Below are 7,216 nucleotides of genomic sequence, written 5' to 3' on the forward strand. Positions count from 1 at the left end.
GATGCTTCCGAAGAAGCATCGCATCGCTCGACTTGCATGTGTTAGGCACGCCGCCAGCGTTCGTCCTGAGCCAGGATCAAACTCTCAATTTAAAAGTTTACACTTTTAGTTTGAAATGATTAATCTGAGACAACTGTTAAGTTGTACACCAACAATTAAGTCGGTAACTCAAGCTCATTACATACTATTTAGTCTTACGACTAAAAATTTACTTCTTTTTACTAAAGTAATTAACTGGTTTAGCAAAATATTATTTTGCTATTCTTTACCTATTTCTCTGTTTAATTTTCAAAGACCAATTTATTTGTCATCATGTGACGACTTCTACTATTATATCCGTTGTTATATAAGTTGTCAACAGTTTTTTAAATCATTTAACTATTGTTTTTCTTATACTTTCTTGCTTCGTCACTGCTAATTTGTTGCGACATAAAATATTATATCATCTATGAATATGATATTTTTTAATTTCTACCCTTGTTACGACAATTATATGTACCATTCTCTATAATACTCCTGTATGTTAAGTTTTCTTTATATTGACACACTAGGAAACAGTGTGCCTTATTCATATAATGATTTAAAAGTTTACTTCGAGTTAACAAGTATATTATAAACGCTTTTATAAATTCTATTCACTTTAATAATAATAAGTTAAGTTAACCTATAGGACTTTTAAATCCATTACCTTGAACCTCAGCTATATCAATTATTGAAATAAACGCTTGCTCATCAATAACCTTTATCACCCTCTTAATATGTGGTAATTGTCTCAGTGAGATAACACAATACATCACATTTTTTCTATGACTAGTATATGCACCTTCTCCATATAAAATAGTCATTCCTCTATTAAAACTATTCATTATAGCATCACTTACTTCTTTTTCTTTTTCTGACACTATTAAAAGCATTTTACGTCTATTTAACCCATTAATAACTCTTTCCATAACAGCAGAAGTTATATACATAGCAATTAGAGTATACAACCCTACTTTAAAATCAAATAGCAGCGATCCAACAGCTACAATTAAAAAATTTAATATGAAACTCATTATACCAATTTCTATATCATATTCCTTTTTAGCATATATAGCTATAATATCCAAGCCACCTGTGGAACCTTCATTAGATAGAACAACCCCAAGACCTAACCCCGAAAGTACTCCCCCATATATAGAATAAAGAAGTCTATAGGACTCTTCAACTGGAGCCAGAACATTATTTAAAGGCGCCGTTATAATTAAAAAACCTGATAATGCAACGGTACCTAAAATCGTAAAAACAGTGAATTTTTTATTTATTTTTAATATACTTAATATAAGTAGCGGAATATTTAGTATTAACATTGTAACTCCTAGTGGCATATTAAAAATATATTGTATGATGAGTCCTATTCCTGTAACTCCTCCACTAAGAAGCATATTAGGAATTATAAATAAATTTACTGAAACAGCTATAATTAAACTTCCTAAAATAATAAGAACTATTTTTTTAAATAGATCTTTAAAATCAGTATCAAACTTCTTTTTCATTGAGTGCCTCCTTGCCTTTCTTTATAGTATAAAATAAGAACTAATCGTTTTGTACTATGTTTTTCCTAATTATAATCATTATATATCATATCACAAATTTGATTTGCGTTACTAGTTTATATTTTAATAATTTAATAAGCTTAAAGTAAATAGTTATTTATGATAAACTTAAGCGAGGTGTTTTTATGAATAATTTATTAAATGATTGGAATGAACTACTAGTAGACGAAACTAATAAAGATTATTATTTGAAACTTACAAATTTTCTACAAGAAGAATATGAAAGCGCACAAATATATCCTGAAGCTTGCGACATATTTAATGCACTTAATTACACAAGGTACAATGATGTAAAAGTTGTTATACTTGGACAAGACCCTTACCATGGTGCTAATCAATCTCAAGGTTTATGTTTTTCTGTAAAGAAGGGTATGTCTATTCCCCCTTCACTATTAAATATATATAAAGAATTATCTAGTGATTTAGGCTGTTATATTCCTAATAACGGATATTTAAAAAAATGGACCGATCAAAATGTTTTGCTTTTAAATACGGTACTTACCGTTAGAGCCGGTGAAGCTAATTCTCATAAAAATAAAGGTTGGGAACGTTTCACTAATAAAATAATCACTTTGTTAAATGACAAGACAGAGCCTATAGTTTTTATTTTATGGGGAAACAATGCAAAGGCAAAACAATCCCTAATAACAAATTCAATTCACCACATAATAAAGTCTGTTCATCCAAGCCCGTTATCTGCATATAGAGGTTTTTTTAACAGCAAACCTTTTTCTAATGCTAATGACTTTTTAATCTCAAAAGGTAAAAAGCCTATTGATTGGCAGATCGAAAATCTATAAGTATGTCCTTGTTTAGACTAACTAGAAAACAACTAGTATATACTGGTTATTTTCTAGTTACCTCCATTAAGAAAAAAACTCTTGAGCAATTTTCACAGCTTCTCTTACATCTTTAGCATACCAATCTGCTTTTATCATTTCTGCATATTCTTCATTTAAAACCGCTCCCCCCACAAAAACCTTACAGTGTAGTTCGCTTTCTCTTAATGCTGTTATTGTTTCCTCCATGCTCTTAACTGTAGTTGTCATTAGTGCACTTAATCCTACTAATTTAACTTTGTGATCTTTAACTGCCTCAACTACTGCCTCAATAGGTACATCTTTCCCAAGATCTATAACATCAAATCCATAATTTTGTAAAAGTATTTTAACAATATTCTTTCCAATGTCATGGATATCACCTTTTACTGTAGCAAGAATTATTTTACCTTTACTTATATTGACCTCCTCGGTTCCATCAATTGTTATATTATCTTTTATTATCTCAAAAGCTTTTTTTACGGTTTCTGCGGATTGGATAAGTTGAGGTAAAAACATCTCTCCAGTTTCAAATTTTTTACCTACCACATCAAGCGAAGGAATTAAATAGTTATCTACTATATACATACCATTAAATTCTTTTAATAGTTCCTTTGTTATTCCCTTTGCCTCATCTTTTAACCCATCAATAATTGCTTTTTTCAAATCCTTATTTTTGACTTTTTCTATGACAGAAGCTTGAATAGACACACCTAAATACCTTTCTATATAGTGTTTAGCTTGTTTATCATGATTCCATAAAACATTAAATGCGCTAATAGTGTCCACCATTTCTTTATCTAAAGGATTTATTATTGATGCATCAAGTCCTACTCCTAATGCAACAGTTAAAAATGTCCTATTAAGTAATGCTCTATTAGGAAGCCCAAAAGATACATTACTAATACCCAAAATAGTTTTTACGCCTAATTTTTCCTTAACAAGCTTCACAGCTTTAATAGTTTCTTGTACATCACTTTGCTGCGCTGATGCAGTAAGTACTAAACAGTCAATTATAATATCCTCATTACATATTCCATATTCCTTTGCAGTTGTTACTATTTTTTGTGCAATTTTAAATCTATCTTCCGCTTTTGATGGTATACCACTATCATCTAGCGTAAGACCTATTACACAACCACCATATTTTTTAACTATAGGGAATATCTCTTGCATTACTTTTTCTTTTCCATTCACCGAATTTATTAGTGGTTTACCATTATAACTTCTTGCAGCTGCCTCAATAACATCAGGACGAACACTATCTATTTGTAGCGGAAGGTTAACAACACTTTGAATTTCCTTTATAACTTTAACCATAATTACTTTTTCATCGATTTCCGGAAGACCAACATTTACATCAAGAATATGTGCGCCTGCATCCCTTTGATTTATAGCTTCATTTAAAATATACTCCATATCGTTAGTTTTTAACGCCTCTTTAAGTTTCTTCTTCCCCGTTGGATTTATTCGCTCACCAATTATCTTAACAGCCTCACCTAATATAACAGTCTGACAACCTGAGCTTACCGCGGTAAAACACTCTATATTTCTATTTACAGGCTGAAGTGTATCCAGTAATTTTTTCAATGCATTTATATGACTGGGCCTGGTTCCACAACACCCTCCTAATATAGTTGCTCCCATTTGAGCTAATATTTTAGCATAGGAAACAAATTCCTCTGCTTCTACATCAAATACAGTCTCCCCCTTAATAAGTTTTGGTAATCCAGCGTTAGGTTGTACAATTATAGGAACTTTTGAATATTTAACTATTTCTTTTACTATTGGTATAATCTCCTTTGCCCCTAAGGAGCAATTTACGCCCAGTGCTGATACTCCAAGTCCCTGAAGAACATTTACCATTGTTAATGGATCTGTTCCTGTTAAAGTTCTTCCATCCTCCTGAAAAGTCATTGTACATATTATAGGCAAATCGCTATTTTCTTTTGCTGCTAGAATGGCTGCTTTTGCCTCATATATATCCGACATAGTTTCAATTAATATTAAATCTACTCCCTCGTCCCTTCCCACTTTTACCTGCTCTGCAAAAATATCGTAAGCTTCTTCAAAGGAAAGTGTTCCACACGGTTCCATAAGTTGTCCTATAGAAGATATATCTAAAGCTACATAATTATCCTTTGAAACCTTTTTAGCTATTTGTACAGCTGCTTTTATGACCTCCTCAACAGAATAGCCGGTATTTATAAGCTTATACCTATTAGCCCCAAAAGTGTTTGTAGTTATAACACTACAACCAGCATTTATATATTCACTATGTATTTTCTCAATTAATTCAGGGTATAAAATATTATAGGACTCTGGAAGTTCTCCTTGTTTCAGTCCATACTTTTGAAGCATAGTTCCCATCGCTCCGTCAAATATCTGAAAGTTATTAAAATCAATTTTTCTATTCAAAATAGCACTCTCCCTCTCTAAAATTACAATTTACACTCTTACACTCTATGCATTTATTCTTTTTTTGTATTGCCTTGTCCTGCTTAAACCCTATTACTGCAGTAACTGATTTCCTAGGTAATAATATAAAATTTTCTGTTGTTGATAACCCTATTTTTCTATATGTATCAAGACAATTTAGAATATCCGCTTGTATATCTAACTGGAAATCCCCATAGCCAGGACTATATCTATACGTTATATTTAATCCTTGTGCTTTTGCTGTTTCACTAATTTCACCCTCTATATTGTCGCAGATTGTTTCTATTGCGGTGCTAGCACAAGCATCCATAATTAAACTTTTCATTAAATCAATTTTAGAATATTCCATAATTTTTTTATCAACCTCTACTCCAAGAGTAACTGCCATTACAGCACATTTAGAGCACCCTCTTAGATGATTATATATATCCTTACCTCTGAATATCAAATTACTATTTGAAAGTTCTACATTAAAATCCTTCATTTCCACTCCAAAAACATTGTATGTAAATCGCTCTCTACTTATAACTTTTAACTCCTGTATACTTATGTCTATTTGAGTTGATATTTTCTCATCAAGAATTTGACTTTTATATCCTAAATATCTTAAAACTTCACCTTTGTCAATCTTCATATATATCACCTCCGTATATCCTTCCAATTTATACTATACTATATATAAGTTTTTACATTTATGCAACACTAAAATTAAAAATAATAAAATGTTGACAAATCTCATTATTTAGTCTAATATAAACATTAAATTACAATTTAATATGGTTCTTATCAAGAGAGGTGGAGGGACTGGCCCTATGAAACCCGACAACCAGCATTCTATTTTGGTGCAATGGTGTCAATTCCAACAGATTTATATCTGAAAGATAAGAAAACGGCATTTTTTAGTGAATTATTTCGCATACTTTAAAAAGCTGCTTTTCTAATTGAAAAGCAGCTTTTTTATATTAGACCCTCATAATATAAATTTTATATTTAAAATAAGAGATTATAAATAATACTCCAACCCACCAAGATAAACGTGGAGCCTGGCGAAATAAATTTAGTCCGTCCATGAAAGGAGATCTGTTATGTATATAAAAGAATTATTTAATAAGAAACCTGTCATATCCCTAGAAATATTCCCACCAAAACCAACTACTCCAATAACTTCAATTTATAACACTTTAGAAGGACTTAAAGATTTAAAACCAGATTTTATATCAGTAACTTATGGTGCAAGTGGAACTAGCAAATCTTACACAGTAGAGCTAGCAGACATTATTAAAAACACTTATCATATAGAGGCTTTGGCCCATCTTACTTGCTATAACTCAACTAAAGATGAAATTGATCTTATCTTAAATAGATTAAGAGATAAAAACATACAAAATGTTCTAGCTTTAAGAGGTGATTTACCTAAAGATTACATTATTAATGTCTCTACTACTAATCTTAATCATGCTAATGACTTAGTACATCATATTAATTCTTACGGTGGATTTAGTATTGGAGGTGCTTGTTATCCTGAGGGACATGTAGAATGTAGAAGCTCTTTAGAAGATTTAAAGAATCTAAAAGAAAAAGTATCCCATGGTGTAGACTTTCTGATAACTCAACTATTTTTTAACAATGATTTTTTTTATAATTTTAAGGAAAAACTAGATATATTAGGTATTTCAATCCCTATATCTGCTGGTATTATGCCTGTTATAAACAAAAAACAAATTGAACGAATAACTTCAATGTGTGGTGCAACTTTAACTCCAAAATTCAAACGTATTATTAATAAATATGAATATAATCCAGAAGCTTTAACTGAAGCTGGTATAGCTTATGCTACTGAGCAAATTATAGATCTACTTTCCTTTGGTGTGGATGGAATTCATCTATATACAATGAACCGTTCTGACGTAGCGCAAAAAATCATTAATGATATTTCTAATATAAGAAGTTATTATGCTATGTAAATAATGGCCGCTCTACTTTAAATTTAAATATATTTTTGAACATAAAAAAAACATCTTAGAATTATCTAAGATGTTTTTTGGTGGCTAGACCAGGAATCGAACCAGGGACACGAGGATTTTCAGTCCTCTGCTCTACCGACTGAGCTATCCAGCCAAATAACCTAGCGACAACCTACTCTCCCACAAGGTCACCCTTGCAGTACCATTGGCGCATTGAAGCTTAACCTACCTGTTCGGTATGGGAAGGGGTGTTACCTTCATGCCATAATCACTAGATGAGAATATAAATATTCTCTCAAAATTGCACAGTAAAATAATCTTTTCGCATTAAATATACTTAGGTCAAGCCCTCGACTTATTAGTATTAGTCAGCTGAACATGTTACCATGCTTACACCTCT

General features: G+C 31.2%; 5 protein-coding genes, 1 tRNA gene, 2 rRNA genes and 1 riboswitch. Of the genes, 2 read left to right on the top strand and 6 right to left on the bottom strand.

Features of this window, described 5'->3' with window-relative positions; genetic code table 11:
- Positions 1–92, bottom strand: a 16S ribosomal RNA gene (locus ACREWB_RS10620); the annotation flags it as partial.
- A gap of 567 nt (positions 93–659) precedes the next feature.
- Positions 660–1,535 carry a YitT family protein gene (locus tag ACREWB_RS10625; RefSeq protein WP_431547425.1) on the bottom strand — a complete coding sequence of 292 codons (876 nt, stop codon included), beginning with the start codon at positions 1,533–1,535 and terminating at the stop codon, positions 660–662.
- 185 nt (positions 1,536–1,720) lie between these two features.
- On the opposite strand from ACREWB_RS10625, the gene ACREWB_RS10630 reads away from it, so the two are divergent.
- Complete coding sequence (locus ACREWB_RS10630) at positions 1,721–2,395, top strand: uracil-DNA glycosylase (RefSeq protein ID WP_431547426.1); 675 nt, start codon at positions 1,721–1,723, stop codon at positions 2,393–2,395.
- A 66-nt stretch (positions 2,396–2,461) separates the two neighbouring features.
- On the opposite strand, the gene ACREWB_RS10635 is transcribed toward ACREWB_RS10630, so the two are convergent.
- On the bottom strand, positions 2,462–4,831 hold the full coding sequence (locus tag ACREWB_RS10635; protein WP_431547427.1) for a homocysteine S-methyltransferase family protein: 2,370 nt from the start codon (positions 4,829–4,831) through the stop codon (positions 2,462–2,464).
- Positions 4,824–5,486, bottom strand: coding sequence for a methionine synthase (locus ACREWB_RS10640; protein WP_431547428.1), 663 nt, complete (start codon positions 5,484–5,486; stop codon positions 4,824–4,826). Before ACREWB_RS10640 ends, ACREWB_RS10635 begins: the two co-directional genes overlap by 8 nt.
- A 146-nt stretch (positions 5,487–5,632) precedes the next feature.
- Positions 5,633–5,740: riboswitch (SAM riboswitch) on the top strand.
- 197 nt (positions 5,741–5,937) lie between these two features.
- On the opposite strand from ACREWB_RS10640, the gene metF reads away from it, so the two are divergent.
- A complete protein-coding gene (metF, locus tag ACREWB_RS10645; protein WP_431547429.1) occupies positions 5,938–6,816 on the top strand; it encodes a methylenetetrahydrofolate reductase [NAD(P)H] in 879 nt (292 codons plus the stop codon).
- Between the two features lie 78 nt (positions 6,817–6,894).
- On the opposite strand, the gene ACREWB_RS10650 is transcribed toward metF, so the two are convergent.
- A tRNA-Phe gene (locus ACREWB_RS10650) sits at positions 6,895–6,970 on the bottom strand.
- Between the two features lie 5 nt (positions 6,971–6,975).
- Positions 6,976–7,092: ribosomal RNA gene (gene rrf, locus ACREWB_RS10655) — 5S ribosomal RNA — on the bottom strand.
- Positions 7,093–7,216: the final 124 nt, after the last annotated feature.

This window comes from Clostridium sp., from assembly GCF_050717635.1.
Classification (GTDB): domain Bacteria; phylum Bacillota; class Clostridia; order Clostridiales; family Clostridiaceae; genus Clostridium_AD.